The 16511-nt window shown below is 56.6% G+C and carries 18 protein-coding genes; 4 read left to right on the plus strand and 14 right to left on the minus strand.

Annotation, left to right across the window (positions count from 1 at the left end; all coding sequences use genetic code 11):
• Positions 1 to 21 precede the first annotated feature (21 nt).
• Entirely contained in the window at positions 22 to 744 is a 723-nt protein-coding gene (locus AC2FFF_RS15640; RefSeq protein ID WP_142639393.1) for a hypothetical protein, read from the plus strand.
• 20 nt (positions 745 to 764) lie between these two features.
• Here the strand turns inward: AC2FFF_RS15640 and AC2FFF_RS15645 are convergent, their stop codons facing one another.
• Positions 765 to 1154 carry a DUF3307 domain-containing protein gene (locus tag AC2FFF_RS15645; RefSeq protein WP_416383939.1) on the minus strand — a complete coding sequence of 130 codons (390 nt, stop codon included), beginning with the start codon at positions 1152 to 1154 and terminating at the stop codon, positions 765 to 767.
• 214 nt (positions 1155 to 1368) lie between these two features.
• Between AC2FFF_RS15645 and AC2FFF_RS15650 the strand changes: the two genes are divergently transcribed.
• Positions 1369 to 4365 (plus strand): ABC transporter transmembrane domain-containing protein, encoded by a 2997-nt coding sequence (locus tag AC2FFF_RS15650; RefSeq protein ID WP_425595606.1) that lies wholly within the window; start codon positions 1369 to 1371, stop codon positions 4363 to 4365.
• Here the strand turns inward: AC2FFF_RS15650 and AC2FFF_RS15655 are convergent.
• From AC2FFF_RS15655 to AC2FFF_RS15695, 9 genes are all read right to left on the minus strand, one after another.
• Positions 4362 to 4655: an ArsR/SmtB family transcription factor gene (locus AC2FFF_RS15655; RefSeq protein ID WP_142639497.1), complete on the minus strand. Its 294-nt coding sequence runs from the start codon at positions 4653 to 4655 to the stop codon at positions 4362 to 4364. The genes AC2FFF_RS15650 and AC2FFF_RS15655 overlap by 4 nt on opposite strands.
• Before the next feature lie 109 nt (positions 4656 to 4764).
• Positions 4765 to 5997 carry a mandelate racemase/muconate lactonizing enzyme family protein gene (locus tag AC2FFF_RS15660; protein ID WP_271951557.1) on the minus strand — a complete coding sequence of 411 codons (1233 nt, stop codon included), beginning with the start codon at positions 5995 to 5997 and terminating at the stop codon, positions 4765 to 4767.
• A 24-nt stretch (positions 5998 to 6021) separates the two neighbouring features.
• A complete protein-coding gene (locus AC2FFF_RS15665; RefSeq protein WP_281973481.1) occupies positions 6022 to 7116 on the minus strand; it encodes a zinc-binding dehydrogenase in 1095 nt (364 codons plus the stop codon).
• An 82-nt stretch (positions 7117 to 7198) separates the two neighbouring features.
• Complete coding sequence (locus tag AC2FFF_RS15670) at positions 7199 to 8398, minus strand: TCR/Tet family MFS transporter (RefSeq protein WP_281973452.1); 1200 nt, start codon at positions 8396 to 8398, stop codon at positions 7199 to 7201.
• 73 nt (positions 8399 to 8471) lie between these two features.
• A complete protein-coding gene (locus AC2FFF_RS15675; protein WP_281973453.1) occupies positions 8472 to 9197 on the minus strand; it encodes an alpha/beta fold hydrolase in 726 nt (241 codons plus the stop codon).
• 12 nt (positions 9198 to 9209) lie between these two features.
• Positions 9210 to 9998, minus strand: coding sequence for a 3-oxoadipate enol-lactonase (gene pcaD / locus AC2FFF_RS15680; RefSeq protein ID WP_281973454.1), 789 nt, complete (start codon positions 9996 to 9998; stop codon positions 9210 to 9212).
• 57 nt (positions 9999 to 10055) lie between these two features.
• The gene (locus tag AC2FFF_RS15685; RefSeq protein ID WP_281973455.1) at positions 10056 to 11030 is read right to left on the minus strand and encodes a threonine ammonia-lyase; all 975 of its coding nucleotides are present in this window, start codon (positions 11028 to 11030) and stop codon (positions 10056 to 10058) included.
• Positions 11027 to 11854 (minus strand): alpha/beta fold hydrolase, encoded by an 828-nt coding sequence (locus tag AC2FFF_RS15690; RefSeq protein ID WP_281973456.1) that lies wholly within the window; start codon positions 11852 to 11854, stop codon positions 11027 to 11029. The genes AC2FFF_RS15685 and AC2FFF_RS15690 overlap by 4 nt, the downstream gene beginning before the upstream one ends.
• On the minus strand, positions 11854 to 12540 hold the full coding sequence (locus AC2FFF_RS15695; protein WP_281973457.1) for a haloacid dehalogenase type II: 687 nt from the start codon (positions 12538 to 12540) through the stop codon (positions 11854 to 11856). Before AC2FFF_RS15695 ends, AC2FFF_RS15690 begins: the two co-directional genes overlap by 1 nt.
• 109 nt (positions 12541 to 12649) lie before the next feature.
• Here AC2FFF_RS15695 and AC2FFF_RS15700 point away from each other — a divergent pair, with 109 nt between their 5' ends.
• Positions 12650 to 13078: an FKBP-type peptidyl-prolyl cis-trans isomerase gene (locus AC2FFF_RS15700; RefSeq protein WP_281973458.1), complete on the plus strand. Its 429-nt coding sequence runs from the start codon at positions 12650 to 12652 to the stop codon at positions 13076 to 13078.
• A 15-nt stretch (positions 13079 to 13093) separates the two neighbouring features.
• Here the strand turns inward: AC2FFF_RS15700 and AC2FFF_RS15705 are convergent, their stop codons facing one another.
• Genes AC2FFF_RS15705 through fabA form a run of 4 tightly spaced genes read right to left on the minus strand, consistent with a single transcriptional unit; the run spans position 13094 to position 15906 of the window.
• The gene (locus AC2FFF_RS15705; protein WP_142639413.1) at positions 13094 to 13279 is read right to left on the minus strand and encodes a hypothetical protein; all 186 of its coding nucleotides are present in this window, start codon (positions 13277 to 13279) and stop codon (positions 13094 to 13096) included.
• A 59-nt stretch (positions 13280 to 13338) separates the two neighbouring features.
• Positions 13339 to 14130 (minus strand): enoyl-ACP reductase FabI, encoded by a 792-nt coding sequence (locus AC2FFF_RS15710; protein WP_271951566.1) that lies wholly within the window; start codon positions 14128 to 14130, stop codon positions 13339 to 13341.
• Positions 14131 to 14135: 5 nt separating this feature from the next.
• Positions 14136 to 15365, minus strand: coding sequence for a beta-ketoacyl-ACP synthase I (gene fabB, locus AC2FFF_RS15715; RefSeq protein ID WP_281973459.1), 1230 nt, complete (start codon positions 15363 to 15365; stop codon positions 14136 to 14138).
• Between the two features lie 31 nt (positions 15366 to 15396).
• Positions 15397 to 15906 (minus strand): bifunctional 3-hydroxydecanoyl-ACP dehydratase/trans-2-decenoyl-ACP isomerase, encoded by a 510-nt coding sequence (gene fabA, locus AC2FFF_RS15720; protein WP_142639419.1) that lies wholly within the window; start codon positions 15904 to 15906, stop codon positions 15397 to 15399.
• A 187-nt stretch (positions 15907 to 16093) separates the two neighbouring features.
• Here fabA and irrA point away from each other — a divergent pair, with 187 nt between their 5' ends.
• Positions 16094 to 16510, plus strand: coding sequence for an iron response transcriptional regulator IrrA (gene irrA / locus AC2FFF_RS15725; RefSeq protein ID WP_142639421.1), 417 nt, complete (start codon positions 16094 to 16096; stop codon positions 16508 to 16510).
• Position 16511 lies beyond the last annotated feature (1 nt).

Raw genomic sequence — 16511 nt, forward strand, 5'->3', positions numbered from 1 at the left:
CGAGTTGAGCCCGGACGCATAATGACCAAATCGAAGAACAAGGTTCTGATCCTCGGCAGCGCCCCCACCGCGCTGCGTGCGAGGGACTGGGCGCGTACGCCGTTCACGCATATCGTCGCTATCAACAATGCCTGGCGGGTCCGCGCAGACTGGGATTTTCTGATCCACCCCGAGGATTTCCCGACCAAGAACATGCCCACATCTGTCAGTGACATCCAGCGTATAGTCACTGCAAATGAATACGTTCCGATACAGAATGGTTTCGGTGGGTTTGTCTATGCCGGGGGAACGATGGCCTTTACCGCCGGATACTGGGCTTTGTCTGCATTACAGCCCTCGGTTCTGGCTTATTGCGGTTGCGATATGATCTATTCCGGACAGGGTCGGACGCATTTCTACGGCAACGGAGCCGCAGATCCGTTGCGATCCGATGTGACCTTGCGACTGCTTGAGGCGAAGTCGGCGCGACTAGGATTGTTTGCTGCGGCGCAGGGCTGTCGCACAGTGCGATTGTTCGAAGGGCCAAGCCGACTGGTTTACCCCTCGGTCGACAGCGAAGATTTGTCTTCGGTCGAGATGCCTTCTACATCGGGGATGGCTGAGATCATACGGTCGGAGTCGGATCTTGGATATTTCGTGGAGTCTGGCCGGTACTGGGAAGTTGAGACCGAGTTCGACCCGCAGAAAATCGATGCCATAGACCAGCGGTGGCTATCGCTCTATCCATCGGCCACTCAGCTCTGAATTGCTGTGGTAATTCTGGTTCAGGCCGCGAATGTCGCCCAGGCCCAGACCATTGCCACATAGGTCAGATTATGCATGCACTGATCCAGCCCGGCTGCCCGCCAAAAGGCTGCCTGGGTTGGCATAAGCTGTTTTTTGTCGGAATAGCTGGCTTTGGCAAAGTCGATATTGAAATGAACGATCCACTCTAGCCCGGCAATGATTACGATAAACGGCAGCGGGGTGCCGAATACCAAGAAAACCAACACCGACCCAATAACATGCACAGCGGCATGTTGGGCGCGTCCCCAGTGAAAATATTCGCCTCGGCCGGACAGCATCTTAGGCGTCTGGAGGTAAAAATCTGCAAACATATGTTTGATCTGCAATAAGCAGAGCATCAATAACACAGTGCCTAGAGTGGCAGGCAAATGAATCCTCCCGATATCGTCCTGAAGCAAACAGTAGGGGCTAATGTGAGGTTGCGCAAATGAACTTGTTCACATTCGGCAAATATCTGTTCAATTCGGAAACTATTTGCGTCTGCAGGCTTGATTGCGGTAAATTCAGACTGTTGAATTTACGAGAATTTCGTAAAGACCGGGTCAGTGATCCGCAGCAGGGGCAGGTTCCATAGAACGCACGATTTTCCGTTTTATCTGGAAATATTCAAAGCGCGACCAGCTGATTTTGCTGGCCGTAACCACGTCTTTGTTTCCGCTGCTATACCTGACGCTGGAACTGCCCAAGCGCATCATCAATGACGCGATCGGGGCTGCGACCCCTGTTGTTGATGTGCTGGGCTACAGCCTGTCGCAAACGAATTTTCTGATCATATTATGCATTGGGTTTCTGCTCGCCGTTCTGGCGCATGGTTTGATGAAAATGCGCATCAACACCATGAAAGGCGTCCTGAGCGAACGGATGCTGCGCCGATTCCGGTATCAGATGATCAGCCGCGCCTTGAGATTTCCGCAACCCTATTTCGAACGGGTCAGCCAAGGCGAAATGGTGTCGATGATCACCGCTGAAAGCGAGCCGATGGGTGGGCTGATGGGCGATGCGATCAGCCAGCCGGTATTGCAGGCGGGACAGATGATCACGATACTGTCCTTCCTGTTCCTACAGAGCTTTTGGTTCGGGCTTGCTGCCGTTTCCCTGATCCCGTTACAGGCCTGGTTGATCCCAAAGCTGCAGCGCCAGATCAATCTGTTGAACAAAAGCCGCATCCAGGAAGTGCGCGTGCTGGCTGCACAGATTGGTGAAAACGCAGCAGGTGCGTCAACGCTGCGGGCAAATGGCGGCTGGCGGTATCGCCGGGCCATGATCTCGGATCAGCTGGGCCGGTTGTTTGAAATCCGCTTCGATATCTACCAGAAAAAGTTCTTTATGAAGTTCATCAACAACTTCATTTCGCAGCTTACCCCATTCCTGTTCTATCTGGTTGGCGGCATTCTGGTCTTGCAGGGCTCGGTCTCGTTGGGGGCGTTGGTTGCGGCTTTGGCGGCTTACAAGGACCTCAGTTCGCCTTGGAAAGAGTTGCTCACATATTACAACCAGACACAGGATATGTCCCTGCGCTGGGATGTTGTGATCGAACGCTTTGCACCCTCTGGAATGCAGGACGAAAGCCTGTTCGAAGGCGAGCCCGACAAACATCCCAGGCTGGACGGGGATATTGTTCTGAAACATGCGTCTGTTCGTGACATGGACGGGAATCTGGTTCTGGACGACCTCGATCTGACATTCCCAGGCGGTAAAACCATCGGAATCGCTGCGCCCAGCGAAGAAGACCGGCGCGCGGTTTCGGAATTGCTGACCCGAGAGATCCTGCCCAGTTCCGGCAGGGTAACGGTCGGGCAGGAAGATTTGTCAAAGCTGCATCAGGGGGTCATTGCTGCGCGGATCGGTTTTGCCTCATCGCGACCGGTTATGTTCCAGGGAACTTTGGGCGACAATGTCATGATGCCGATGCGTCTTCGTCCTCTGTCGACAGAATCAGACGACCCCGGCTTTGCTGAAACAAGACGAGCGGGCAACAGTACCGACCCGTTTAGAGTTGATTGGCTGGACCCGTCGCTGGCTGGTTTGAACACCGTGGAAGACCTGCGCGACTGGTGGTTACAACTGATCGACGGTCTAGGTTCGGGCGCTGCCCTGTTTCAGCGCGGTGCTGAACAGACATTCGAAGCCAACGAGCACCCCGAGTTAGTCAGAAAACTGGTTGAACTACGCCCCAAAGTTCAGGAGGCGGTGGTCAAGGCTGGGCTGCAACAGCAGGCTCTGATCTTTGACCGCAATGCATATAATGCGGCCTTGCCGGTCGCGGAAAACCTGCTTTTCGCGACACCCTGCGTTCCGGTCACTCAGGAAATACTGACCCGTCAGGGCGTGTTTTTGGGGCAGCTGCGCGAGCTGGGCTTGGACGAAACCCTGGTCAGCCTGACGCGCGATGTCATTGATATGTTGCGCCAGATCTTTGGGTTGGACGGCACGGACCACCCGTTGTTCCGCAAGCTTGGCCTGCAGGCCGAAGTCTACGAAGCTGCCGTCGAACTGGTAGAGCGCACCCGAAACGAAGGTGTCAGCGGTCTGGATGATGGGCAACTGGCCAACCTTCTGGCGGTTCCGTTTGTCATCTCGGCTGAACAGATTGGCCCCGCGTTTACGGATGAATTGAAAAACCGCATACTTGAATTGCGGCAAAGCCACTCCGAAAAACTGCTGCAACATCTGAATGATGTCTTCGTGCCGCTGAAGGAAACCGAGTTTGCCCCCGGTCTGACCGTGATGGAAAACGCTTTGTTCGGTAAGGTCAGCCAGATCGGCGGCGCGCGATCAGATGAGGTCCGTAAGCTGATCGTTGATGTCCTTTCTGAAAACGGAGCCCGACCTTTGGTGGTCGAGCTGATTTACGATGTACCGGTCTCGCTGGGCGGGCAGAACCTGCCTGCGGTTTTCGCCGAACCTTTGGCCTTTACGCGGGCTACGATCAAGAAACCCGACATTCTGATCCTGGATAATGCCTTGGCAAGCTATGACATGGAAACTCAGATTGCGGTCTATAAGAACCTGCGCGCCCTGTTGCCAAATGCGACGGTGATTTATCTGAACGATCAGTACGAAAACCCTGACGTATTCGACATGTTCATAGAAATAAGGCAAGGTCGTGTGGTTTCAGACGAAGGACCCGCCGACGTGGAAGAAGATAGCGCAGCATCAGCCGATTTGGCGCGCAAGCTTCGTGCGCTGGAACAGACGCCGCTGTTTTCCGGTCTTGACCGCAGGCAGCTGCGCCTTCTGGCATTTGGTGCGCGCTGGTTCCAGGCTCAACCGGGAGAGGTGGTGTTCCTGAAAGACGACCAGCCCACCGATGGGGCCTATGTCGTTTTGGAAGGCGAGGCAGGCCTGTATTTGCCGCAACCAGAAGGTCCCGATCAACTGATCGCAACGGTTGGCTCTGGCGCATTGGTCGGAGAGTTGGGGTTGATCCGAAAGGAACCCCGCGCCCTGAGCATGATTGCGGAAACCGACCTGTCTTGTCTGCGTATCGGTGAGGAAGAATTCCTGGCCGTGGTCGAAAACGATGCCGCAACCGCTTTCAAGCTGATGCAGGTGATCGCCGGCTATGTTTCGAACTAGGGGTTGGCTTCAGGTTTGCAGAACAGGTCGTATAGCAGCTGGATGACTTTCGCTGTATTTCCGTCCTGCAGGGAATAGTAGATGGTTTTGCCATCGCGCCGTGTCGACACCAGCTGTTCTTCTCGTAGGCGTGCCAACATCTGACTGACTGCGGCCTGCCGGATTTGCAGCAGTTTTTCCAGCTCACCAACCGATTTCTCGCCATCACCCAGATGGCACAAAATCATCAGGCGGCCTTCATGCGCCAGCGTCTTAAGGTACGCGGCGGCACGTGCTGCACTTTCCTGCATGCCGGGCGGAGTTTCGTCCGAATTCAGTGTTTCGTGGTCTTGAACTGTCACGTGCGAATTGGTTCCAAACTTGGCTTTGGCGCAATATGACTCAGAATTTCAGTACTTGTCACCCCTTTGCAGCAGGGGCACCGCCCTGAAAGGCGTTGCCGTTGGCATAGTCGCAAGGTTCTTCCTGCATCTGAAGGTGCAACCCATCGCCGGTATAGGGGTGTGAGCGGGCCAGATCTTCGTCCACTTCGATCCCCAACCCTGGCGCATTAGGTGCCACGACAAAGCCATTTTCAACGCGCAGTGAACCTTTGATCAAAGCGTCGTGATACGGCGTATCAATGGTTTCCAGCAACAGCAGATTTGGGATTGAGGCTGCCAGATGGATGTTGGCGGCCCATTCAACTGGACCAGCATAGAGATGCGGAGCCATTTGGGCGTTGAATATCTCGGCCATGGCTGCGACTTTCTTCATCTCCCATATCCCACCTGCACGCCCAAGGGCGGGTTGCAGGATTTCTGCTGCACCTGCGCGCAAAACTGCACCGAATTCGGCTTTGGTGGTCATGCGTTCCCCGGTTGCCACGGGTATTCGCACGTTGCGAGCGACGCGGGCCATGTCTTCGATCATGTCAGGTGGGGTAGGTTCTTCGAACCAAAGCGGTGAATAGGGTTCCAGCGCCTGACCCAGCCGGATTGCGCCTGCGGTGTTGAACTGACCGTGGGTGCCAAACAACAGGTCGGCCCTGTCGCCGACCGCTTCACGGATCGCTTTGCAAAAGGCAACTGACATCGAGATGTCGGACATAGCAGGCATATGCCCGCCACGGATCGTGTAGGGACCAGCGGGATCAAATTTTACTGCCGTGAAGCCGCGGCTCACCATTTCAGCTGCACATTCCGCGGCCTGGTCGGGCGAAGTCCAAAAGTCGGCCAGGTCATGCCGGGGCAGGGGGTAAAGGTAGGTGTAGGCCCGGATGCGTTGATTAACCAGCCCACCCAAAAGCGCATAAACCGGACGGTCGCGATCTTTACCCAGAATGTCCCAACACGCGATTTCTAGCCCTGAAAACGCACCCATTACGGTCAGGTCGGGGCGCTGGGTAAATCCGCTGGAATAGACGCGGCGGAACATAAGCTCGATGCTCTCGGGGTTCTCGCCGAGCATATGCCGTTCAAAGACATCCCGGATTACGTGACACATAGCTTCAGGTCCAATGGATGAAGCATAGCATTCGCCCCAACCGGTGACGCCTGTGTCGGTGGTAACCTTTACCAGTATCCAGTACCGGCCACCCCAACCCGGAGCAGGGGGGGCCGTGACAATGATATCGAGATCCTGCAGTTTCATAGGATATACTCCAGCCGGGGCTGCTTAGGCCCTGTCAAACATGATGACGTTTCGTTTGGCCGATCCGGTTTTGGTATCCGCAATCGCCTCGTTGATTTGCGACAAGGACCAGCGGCCCGAGATCAGTTCATCCAGCCTCAGCCGCCCCTGTTCATACAGGTCGATCATCCAGGGAATATCACGTTGGATCACCACATCCCCCATCTTTGACCCGATCAGCCCCTGACCAAGTGCGGCCAGGACAACAGGTTCATAGCTTGCCATGTCGCCGGAATGGGGCATCCCGATCATGATGGCCTTACCGCCTCGGCCAAGATAGCGAGCGGCCTGGTCATAGGCCGGGATTGCACCGACTGTGATCAGCACGGCATCGGCCCCTCGACCGCCAAGTGCGCGGTAAGCTGCCTTCCATGGTGCGTCCAAAGTGGCCAGAACGCCGTGGGTTGCACCAAATTCCTTTGCAATGGCCAGTTTGTCCTCGGTCATGTCGACCGCAACGATACGCCGGGCACCCGCAATCCGTGCGCCTTGTATGGCGTTCAGGCCAACGCCTCCGGCCCCGATCACGACGACATCCTGACCCGGGCGCAGACCGGCGGCATTCACGGCAGCGCCCACACCGGTGATTACCCCGCAAGACAGCAGACTGGCCACATCCTTTGGCAGGGCCTCGGGAACTCTCACGATCTGCCGGTGGCTGACCACGACTTTTTCGGCAAAAGCCCCGCACGCCATTGCTTGCTCCAGCGGGCCCCCGTCAGCGGTGCGCAACGGACCTTTTACAGTGTCGTGGGGTGTTTCACATAAGGTTGGCTTGCCACCCGCGCAGGAGGGGCAGGAACCGCATGCACGGATCAGCGTCACCACGACGGAATCGCCAACCTCGAACCCTTCGGTCATGCCGCCCGTTGCGGTGATCACACCCGCGGCCTCATGGCCATAAACAGCGGGCAGGAATCCACCCCAGGCGCCGCTGGCGAAAGAAATGTCGGAATGGCAGATCGCAACCGCATCCAGGGTGACCTCGACTTCGCCGGCGGCGGGCGGGGCGATCAGCACGTCTTCTATGACCAGGGGTTTGTCGAATGCCCGACATACGGCCGCCTTGATGGATTGCATGATGTCCTCGTATTCGGTTTTAATCACGGTGGCGCGGTTCGGAATGACCTGCAAGGCCGAAACCGTCATCGTCATGTCGTTGTTATGCAGAAATGGGGCGAGATCTGTAAAAGAGGATAAGGCCGACAATCATAAGGCACATGGCCAGAAGAAACGGCGCGCCGGGAAAATAGATGGCGGAGCCGGGCTTTGCGAACCAGGCAAATACGCTGCTCATGACCACAGGGGAAATCACCATGGAAAGCGCGTGCAGTGAAGTTAGCACGCCCTGAAGCTCTCCTTGTTGCGAATCTGGTGTTGCGCGCGAGGCCAGAGCCTGGATTGCCGGGGTTGCGACTGCGCCGATAGCCGTGATCGGGATCAGCATCAGCGCGATTATTCCATTAGTCAGAAAAGCCAGAAGCAGAAAGCTGACAATCTCGAACACCATCCCGAGAAGGATTGTTACGCGTTCGCCGAGAAAACGTGTGGCGGGGCGTATCAATCCGCCCTGAACCGCGGCCATTCCAATTCCATAAAGACCCAGCGACACACCAATCATCTGGGGTGACCATCCAAAACGCTCGGCGGTGAAATAGGCCCAAATGGCCGGATAGACGTAGATTGAGACTGAATAGAGGAAATAGACCCACAACATCGGACGGATTCCCGGCAGCGCCGCGATGGCACGCAATGAATTCACGGGGTTAGCGCGGCGCAGGCTGAACGGGCGCCGGTTCTTATCGGTCACCGTTTCAGGCATCACCATCAAACCGACGCCGAATGTTATGGCCGAAAGCGCTGCGGCAGCCCAGAAGGGCGCACGTGTTCCATATTCGCTCAGCAATCCGCCGATGACCGGACCCAAGACAAAGCCAACCCCGAATGCCGCCCCTAACAGACCGAAGTTCGCAGCTTTTTCGTGGGGTTTCGACACATCCGCCATGAACGCCGCGGCGGTGGAATGAGTTGCGGCTGTGATCCCGCCGACGATCCGACCGGCAAGTAATAGCCAAATACTGCCAGCAAGCGCCATGACCACATAGTCCAGCGACATAACAAACAGCGATACCAACAATACACCCCTGCGCCCGAAAGCGTCAGACAGGTTGCCCAGGATCGGTCCAAAGATAAATTGCATCGCTGCAAAAGCGGTGCTTAGGACGCCGCCCCAGATCGCCGCGCTGGCCAGCGTACCACCCTGAACATCAATAATGAGCTCGGGCATAATGGGCAGCACAAGGCCAATCCCCATTGCATCAATCATGACAGTGGCAAGAACAAACAGGAAAGGTAAGCGCATGGGAACCGACAAAGAAAGTTTCGGGCACCCTATCGGGGGTCAGGTTCAGAGGAAAGCCGCAAGATTTCGCAGATCAGTCAAGAGTATCAAAGCCCTGCGCGATGTCGTCCAATAGATCGGCCAGTTTTTCAGGGTGCGAAAAGAATGGCGAATGAGAGCTTTGGATGGAATGGCGCATTCCCTCGGGCATGCTGAGGCTCATGATGTGCTGGTATTCAGGCGGGATGGTATGGTCGTCGAGTGTTCGGATATATGCTTTGGGCATATCCTGAAAATGTGCTGTCAGGGTAAGCCGTGTCTCCTGAGGTGCAATGGCCTGCGGGCAAAGCCGAGCCAGCGCATAAAGCAGGACCTCTTCCGGGCAGTCGTGGTAAAACAAGGCCTTCACGCTATCGGGTTTGACCGTATAGGACAGCCCGTCAGTCGATTTTTCGACGGCATCAACTATTGTTTGCCGCGGTGATTTCCGGCGCATCTCGACCATCGACAATCCGTTCTCGGGGACGTAGGCGGACAGGAAAACAAGTCCGCGCATCGCATCCGGTCTCAATTCGGCGGCGGCACTAATGGGGTATCCCCCCCAAGAATGGCCGACGATGATCGTATCCGATCTGCTCGCAGCCAGAACGGCGTTCCGGCAACTGTCCAGGGTCACCTGGTCGATCGACGTCGGGTCAGATCCGTGGCTGGGCATATCAATTGCGCGGACCGAATGGCCGCGTGTTTCAAGTGCTGGGATCAAATCTCTCCAACACCAGGCACCATGGCATGAGCCATGGACCAACAGAAAATCCGCCAAAGCAATGCTCCTTCAGATATGACCGATGCCAGTCAAAAAGTCTTTTAGTAGGGCCGCGTATTCAATGGGTTGTTCGACGCAGGGCAGATGGCCCGCTTTGCGTATCAATTCGAAACGGGCACCGGGAATAAGATCAATGGTTTCTTTTACTAGATCCGGCGGGGTAGAGCCATCCTCACTGCCCGCAATGCCCAAAGTCGGCAAACGCAGGCCACTTGTTGGCGTGTAAAAATCGGTTCCGGAAATGGCGGCGCAACATCCCAGATAGCCTTCAACAGGTTGCCGCACCATCATGTTGCGCCATAGCAGGTGCTGGGGCGACGCGTGGAATGCCCGCGAGAACCAGCGCTCCATAGTTGCGTCGGCTAGCATTTCGATGCCGCCGATCCGGACGGCTTCCATACGGTCCGCCCAAATCGCGGGGGTGGCTATTTTGGCCGCTGTATTTGATAGAACCAGCCCGCGAATCAAATCCAGGCGTTTGACGGCCAGACCCTGCGCAATCATCCCGCCGATGGACAGACCGACAAAAACGCAATCTCGGACCTTTAGGTGATCCAGAAGGCCTTCGGCATCGCGGATCAGCGCCCCCATCGAATAGGGCGCCTGAGGCGCCGAGGACAGGCCATGCCCGCGTTTGTCGTATCGAATGACTCGCAGCCCATCAGGCAGGTATGGCAGCATCGCATCCCACAGGCGCAGATCGGTGCCCAGCGAGTTCGCGAATACGATCGGCGCGCCTTGTGGGGCGCCGTCGATCCGGTAATGAAGCTGTACATCCCCAAGGTCAGCTATCTGCATAAAAATCCTTTGTCTTTGCATGCTGAACTGACACGCTGCCGGAACCGACGGCGGTTGTCAGGTCAGGAACTCCATAGCTTTGGCAAAGACGTCCGGGTCCGCATTGCCACCCGATGCGACAATGATAACGGCGTCTCCTTGAATTTCGGACCTGCGAAACAACGCTGCGGCCAGGGAAACCGCACCGCCCGGTTCCAGCACGATCTTCAGGCGCAGAAAGGCCAAAGCCATGGCGCGCATCGCCTCTTCTTCGGTCACAGACAGGCCGGGACCGCACAGCCGTTGCAGGATCGGAAAGGTGATGTCGCCGGGTTGCGGGGTCAGAATGGCGTCGCAGATATTGCCAGATGTGGCCGCGTTGTTCTGTATTCGTCCCAGTGCCAACGAGCGTTTGACGTCGTCAAACCCTTCGGGCTCGCAGGGGCGAGCGCGCAGACCGGGTGCGTGCCCCTCGAGCGCAAGCGCAATACCCGAGGTCAGCCCCCCGCCGCCGCAACAGACCAGCACATCGGCCTGTTCCACACCCAGAGCAGCCGCCTGGCGCGCGATTTCCAGCCCGGTTGTTCCTTGCCCGGCTATCACCAGCGGTTCATCATAGGGGCGGATCAGGGTCAAGCCACGCTTGGCCGCCACGGCCTCCCCGATTTCTTCGCGGCTTTCATTGGAGCGGTCATACAGAACCACCTCGGCCCCCAGAGCGCGCGTGTTGTCGATTTTGAGCTTTGGGGCATCCGAGGGCATGATGATAACAGCCGAAATACCATGCTGTGCGGCGGCATAAGCCACGCCCTGAGCATGATTGCCCGAGGAATAGGCGATCACACCTTTCTTTCGGTCTGCTTCACTGAGGCCCGAAATGGCCGACCACGCCCCGCGAAACTTGAAACTGCCGGTGTGCTGCAGGCATTCCGGTTTTACCAACACGCGGCGACCCGCGATTTCATCCAAAAACGGAGAGGTCAGGATTGGTGTTTCTCTGACGTGCCCTTGCAGACGCAGGGCTGCGGCTTCGATCATTTCAAGTGTGCTCATGCCGCGTCCAGTACTTTGCGAATAACGCCCAATGATTGAGGTTCGTCCAGAAACGGCACGTGTCCGCGATCGGGCACGGTAGCCGAGATCAACCCTGGATGCCGGTTCTGCATCTCGGCCAATGTCTGCGCGCTCAGAAGATCGGAATTTTCACCGCGAATGACACCCGTTGGGATGTCGTGCAGGGCCTCGAAGAATATCCACATATCCGGGATTGCCCCGGCTGCGGCCTGTTCCAGCAGCGCTGTGCGCAGGGCCGGATCATAGCGCAGGGTCAAACCCTCTGTCGTTTCCTGATTTTGAAATTCAGCCATCTGCCGCCATCTTTCCAGCGAAATCCCTGGAAACTGCGGGCCCATCATGTGCTGAAGCGCCTGCGCGGCCTCGTCATAGGTTTTCGAGACCGGTTGCTTGCCGACATATTCCATTATTTTGGCGATGCCCGATGGGTTAAAGACCGGACCAACATCATTGAGCACAACAGCCGCCAGCCGCTTTGGGTGGGTGGTGGCCAAGGTCATCGCGATCAGGCCTCCACGTGAGGTCCCAATCACGGTCACCTGATCCAGGCCAAGATGATCCAGCAGATCAATCACGTCTTGAGATTCGCGTAACAGGCTATAGTTCCCGTGATCCGAGTCATGCTCGGATTGCCCGCGCCCGCGATAATCCATCGCGATCATCCGCCAATCGGTTATGTGCGGGGCAAGAAATGAGAAATCCCGGCTGTTTCGGGTAAGGCCAGCCAGACACAGGACCGGCTTGCCGCTGCCGGTGTCTTCGAAATAGAGGCGTTTGCCGTCGTTGGTCGAAAAAAAGGGCATCAGAGTCCTGCAAGTTCCGGAATGGAGGTCAGGTCGGACAGTACATGCGTTGGCTGCCATGGCAACCGATCCATTGGTTCGTTCGCAAGGTTGACCCAGGCGGTGACGAAACCATAGCCACTGGCCCCCGCCGCGTCCCAGCCATTTGAGCTGACGAACAAGACTTCGTCGCGCTCGCAGCCGAACCTCTGCGCGACCAGATCGTAAACCTTGGCATGCGGTTTGAAGACGCCGACGCTTTCGACCGACAGAATATCATCCAGAACGCCGCTTATACCTGCGGATTGAACCGCACCATCCAGCATCGGCGGTGATCCGTTCGACAAGATCGCAGTCTGCATCCCGCCGGCTTTCAGGGTGGCCAGCATTTCGGGAACCTCGGGATAGGCCTGTAATTCCCAGTAGAGATCAAGCAGGCGCTGGCGTAGGGCAGGGTGCTGGTCCAGCCCCGTTGCCTCTAGTGCCCAATCCAGACCGTCCTGGGTGACGTCCCAGAAATCTGCATGTGCATCGGCCACCGCACGCAGCCAGGTGTATTGCAACTGTTTCAGGCGCCAGTGATTGGCCAGATCCGGCCATTTCTGCTGTAACGCCTCAAAGCCGGGTTCTGATGCAGCTTGCCTTGCGGCTGCGGCCACATCGAACAACGTGCCGTATGCATCAAAAATGCAGGTTGTGATCGGCATCAATTCCCCTCCGTTCATTCGGTGCAGGTTTGCAAAAGTGCTAAGGGTTTACAATGTTGCTTCATTGCCTAGGTTTGACCGCTCAATTTTTTATCGGCCGGAGGCCAAAATGACAGCGATAAAACAGGGCGACACAGTTTGCATCCACTATACCGGTACGTTGCAGGACGGGAATGTCTTTGACAGTTCACAAGGGCGCGATCCACTGGAATTCGAGGTGGGGTCCGGGCAGATTATTCCCGGATTGGACAGTGCTATGCCTGGTCTGGTGGCCGGGGACAAAAAACGTGTCGAGATCGCCTGCGTTGATGCTTATGGGCCGATCAATCCCGAAATGCGCCAGAGCATTCCACGCGAAGGTATTCCGGACGACATCCCGCTTGAACCCGGCACCCAGTTACAGATGCAAACGCCCGAAGGGCACGCATTGCCGGTAACTGTTGTCGAGGCTGATGAGGTGACCGTCACGCTGGACGCGAACCATCCTCTGGCCGGAAGGGACCTGATTTTCGAAATCGAAGTGGTTTCGGTGAATTGAGTTTCGTGATCTGGATCAGCCTGAAAACAGGCTGGTCCATGATGCAAAGATCTCGCGTACATGCGGCTGAGTGAAGAATACAAACAGCATCAGCAGCATTGTTAGGGTCATCAAGGCGACGCGGCCTCTAAACCCCAGAAAACCCGGTTTTCGGCGGGAAACCCGCTTGCTGCTGGCGATGATTTGCTCTGCTTTGTTCATGCAATTATCCCTGCCTGCGAAAGATGGTCAAATCTTGGCACTGACAGGGAAAGAAATGGTCACATATGGTCCGGTTGAGGCATTCCCAGAACGTGGAAGCCACCATCAACACGAATAACTTCGCCCGAGGTGCATGCTCCCGCATCCGAAGCCAGATAAACCGCGGTGCCGCCGACAGCCTCAAGCGTGGCATTGCTGCGCATCGGTGCGTTCTGGTCGCAGAACTTGAAGGTCTTGCGGGCCCCACCGATGGCCGCACCGGCCAGAGTTTTCATCGGACCCGGAGAGATTGCGTTCACCCGGATTCCGTCAGGTCCAAGATCGTTGGCCAGATAACGGGTCGCTGATTCCAGCGCAGCTTTGGCCACACCCATTACGTTGTAGTTGGGCACAACCCGGTTAGACCCCTGATAGGTCAGCGTCAGGATCGTACCGCCGTTTTCTTTCATCATCGGATAGGCGCGGCGGGCCACTTCGATCAGCGAATAGGCCGAAATATCCATCGAATTCTTGAAATTCGCCCGGCTGGTGTCCAGGAACCGGCCTGTAAGCTCGGACTTGTCGGAATAGGCGATGGCGTGGACCACAAAATCAATGGTCGGCCAGCGCTGGGCCAACTCGTCAAAGGCACGATCCAGCGACTCGTCATCAGTGACGTCCGCATCGACCATGAAATCGCTGCCAAGGCTCTGCGCCAGCGGTTCCAGCCGCTTTCCGAATGCCTCGCCCTGATAGGTGAATGCCAATTCAGCGCCCGCTTCGTGCATGGCCTTTGCGATGCCCCATGCGATCGAACGGTCATTCGCCACGCCCATAACGAGGCCGCGTTTGCCTTTCATTAGATCTGACATTCCATTCACCCGTTATACTTTGAAAGAACCATGGACCCGTTCGTCCCACCAAAGCCGAAGCTGTTGGTCATGACGCTGTCCAAACCTGCATTTTCAACTAGCTGAGTTGCAATTTCTCCGGGCTGGATGCCCTCGGCAAGCGTGTCGACGTTGATCGACGGCGTTATAAAATCATGTTCCAGCATCAAAAGGCAGAAAATAGCCTCCAGCGCGCCAGCCGCACCTTGTGCGTGACCTGTCATCGACTTGGTCGAGGAAATCGGCGGCACGCTTCCCTCGCCAAAAATACGGCGCACAGCTTCGACTTCGCCGACATCTCCGACCGGGGTCGAGGTGCCATGGGCATTGATGTAGTCGACCTTGCGGCCTTCGGGCAGGGTGTCCAGCGCCAGACGCATGGCGCGTTCGCCACCTTCGCCAGAGGGGGCTACCATGTCGTGACCGTCGGAGGTTGCTGCAAAACCCGTCACTTCAGCATAGATTTTGGCGCCGCGTGCCAATGCGTGTTCCAGATCTTCCAGCACGACAATACCGCCTCCGCCGGATATCACGAACCCGTCGCGGTCTTGGTCGAATGCACGAGAAGCTTTTTCGGGCGTATCGTTGTATTTCGACGACATGGCACCCATTGCATCGAACAGACAGGACAAGGTCCAGTCCAGCTCTTCCCCGCCGCCCGCGAACATTATATCTTGTTTGCCCATCATGATCTGCTCTGCGGCATTGCCGATGCAATGCAACGAGGTCGAACAGGCCGAAGTGATCGAGTAATTGATGCCCTTGATCTTGAAGGCGGTCGCAAGGTTGGCCGAAATGGTTGAGCACATGCATTTAGGAACTGCAAACGGGCCGATCCGCTTGGTCGCGCCGTTTTTCAGAACGGTCTGATGCGCAGTCAGCATGGCGCTGGTCGACGGTCCGCCCGATCCGGCGACAAGGCCGGTACGTGGGTTGGCAACCTGGTCTTCGGTCAATCCTGAATCGGCAATCGCCTGGCTCATCGCGATATGCGCATAGGCCGCTCCGGGACCCATAAAGCGCAGGGTGCGCTTGTCCACATGTTCGCTAACGTCGATTTTGAGCGACCCGGCGATCTGGCTGCGAAAGCCATGTTCGACCATCTGGTCATTGGCCACGATGCCGGACTTGCCGGCCTTGAGTGAGGTCAGAACCTCTTCGGCATTGTTCCCGATGGAAGAGACAACTCCCAAGCCGGTGACAACTACTCGACGCATGTGCGTGCTCCTTATTTGGGGCCGGTCAGGCTCAGGCTTCGGACAGAACTACTTTCATGTCCTTGACATCGTAAATCATCTCACCGTCGGCTTCGACGATACCATCTGCGACACCCATAGTCAGGCGGCGGGTCTGGATCGCTTTCTTGAAGTCGATTTTATAGGTCAGCATCTTGCGGTCCGGGCGTACCATACCTGTCAGCTTGACCTCGCCCACTCCAACGGCCATGCCGCGCCCTTGCCAGCCGCGCCAGCCCAGGTTGAATCCGGTCAGCTGCCACAAACCGTCCAGGCCCAAGCAGCCGGGCATGATCGGGTTGCCGGGGAAATGGCAATCAAAGAACCAAAGGTCGGGCGTAATGTCGAATTCAGCGAGAATATGACCTTTGCCATGGGCGCCACCATCGGCCGAAATCTCGGTGATCCGATCCATCATCAACATCGGCGGGGCGGGCAACTGTGCGTTCCCGGGGCCGAATAGTTCGCCGCGGGCGCATTTCAGCAGATCGTCCTTGTCAAAGCTGCTTGGGAATTGGGCCATTCTGCGCCTCTCCTGCCAGGGGTCTTTCCATCTAATTTGGTCTCGTCTAGCACCCGTATGCAAGGTCCTGCAAGAGCAGTGGCCTACATCATGTTGTGTTTACATTATTCTCTGCGAATGAAATTCATTTGAAATTACCTGACTACAGCACTTATATATACCTCAGCAACAAATTGGTATTGGACTGATGACAGCAGATTGCCAGAGCATAGCCACAGGTTGGTTGGTTCACGCCGGATTGCGTCCGACGCGTCAGCGCGTAGCATTGGCAGAGCTGCTGGTCGGTGATGGCCGCCATCGCCACGTCACCGCCGAAAGCCTGTTTGAATCGGCCAAACAGAACGGAGATGCTGTTTCTCTGGCGACGGTTTACAACACGTTGCGCGCCTTTTGCGATGCCGGGGTTCTGCAAGAAATTACCGTTGACGGATCGAAAAGCTATTTCGACACCAACACGCATGATCATCCGCATTTCTATTGGGAAGATGAGGGCCGGCTCAGCGATGCTCCGTCCGAACAGCTGGTCATCCAGCGACTGCCCGACGCGCCTGAAGGGGTTGAGATCGCGTCAGTCGACGTTGTGATCCGTCTGCGTAAAAAGTAAA

This window comes from Ruegeria sp. YTSA226 (assembly GCF_059609905.1).

Bases quoted from the DNA above. Each gene is read 5' to 3' on its own strand.
- AC2FFF_RS15640 (WP_142639393.1), top strand. From the start codon at position 22: ATGACCAAATCGAAGAACAAGGTTCTGATCCTCGGCAGCGCCCCCACC.
- AC2FFF_RS15655 (WP_142639497.1), bottom strand. From the start codon at position 4,655: ATGCAGGAAAGTGCAGCACGTGCCGCCGCGTACCTTAAGACGCTGGCG.
- AC2FFF_RS15660 (WP_271951557.1), bottom strand. From the start codon at position 5,997: ATGAAACTGCAGGATCTCGATATCATTGTCACGGCCCCCCCTGCTCCG.
- AC2FFF_RS15665 (WP_281973481.1), bottom strand. From the start codon at position 7,116: ATGCAATCCATCAAGGCGGCCGTATGTCGGGCATTCGACAAACCCCTG.
- AC2FFF_RS15670 (WP_281973452.1), bottom strand. From the start codon at position 8,398: ATGCGCTTACCTTTCCTGTTTGTTCTTGCCACTGTCATGATTGATGCA.
- pcaD (WP_281973454.1), bottom strand. From the start codon at position 9,998: ATGCAGATAGCTGACCTTGGGGATGTACAGCTTCATTACCGGATCGAC.
- AC2FFF_RS15685 (WP_281973455.1), bottom strand. From the start codon at position 11,030: ATGAGCACACTTGAAATGATCGAAGCCGCAGCCCTGCGTCTGCAAGGG.
- AC2FFF_RS15690 (WP_281973456.1), bottom strand. From the start codon at position 11,854: ATGCCCTTTTTTTCGACCAACGACGGCAAACGCCTCTATTTCGAAGAC.
- AC2FFF_RS15695 (WP_281973457.1), bottom strand. From the start codon at position 12,540: ATGCCGATCACAACCTGCATTTTTGATGCATACGGCACGTTGTTCGAT.
- AC2FFF_RS15700 (WP_281973458.1), top strand. From the start codon at position 12,650: ATGACAGCGATAAAACAGGGCGACACAGTTTGCATCCACTATACCGGT.
- AC2FFF_RS15705 (WP_142639413.1), bottom strand. From the start codon at position 13,279: ATGAACAAAGCAGAGCAAATCATCGCCAGCAGCAAGCGGGTTTCCCGC.
- AC2FFF_RS15710 (WP_271951566.1), bottom strand. From the start codon at position 14,130: ATGTCAGATCTAATGAAAGGCAAACGCGGCCTCGTTATGGGCGTGGCG.
- fabB (WP_281973459.1), bottom strand. From the start codon at position 15,365: ATGCGTCGAGTAGTTGTCACCGGCTTGGGAGTTGTCTCTTCCATCGGG.
- fabA (WP_142639419.1), bottom strand. From the start codon at position 15,906: ATGGCCCAATTCCCAAGCAGCTTTGACAAGGACGATCTGCTGAAATGC.
- irrA (WP_142639421.1), top strand. From the start codon at position 16,094: ATGACAGCAGATTGCCAGAGCATAGCCACAGGTTGGTTGGTTCACGCC.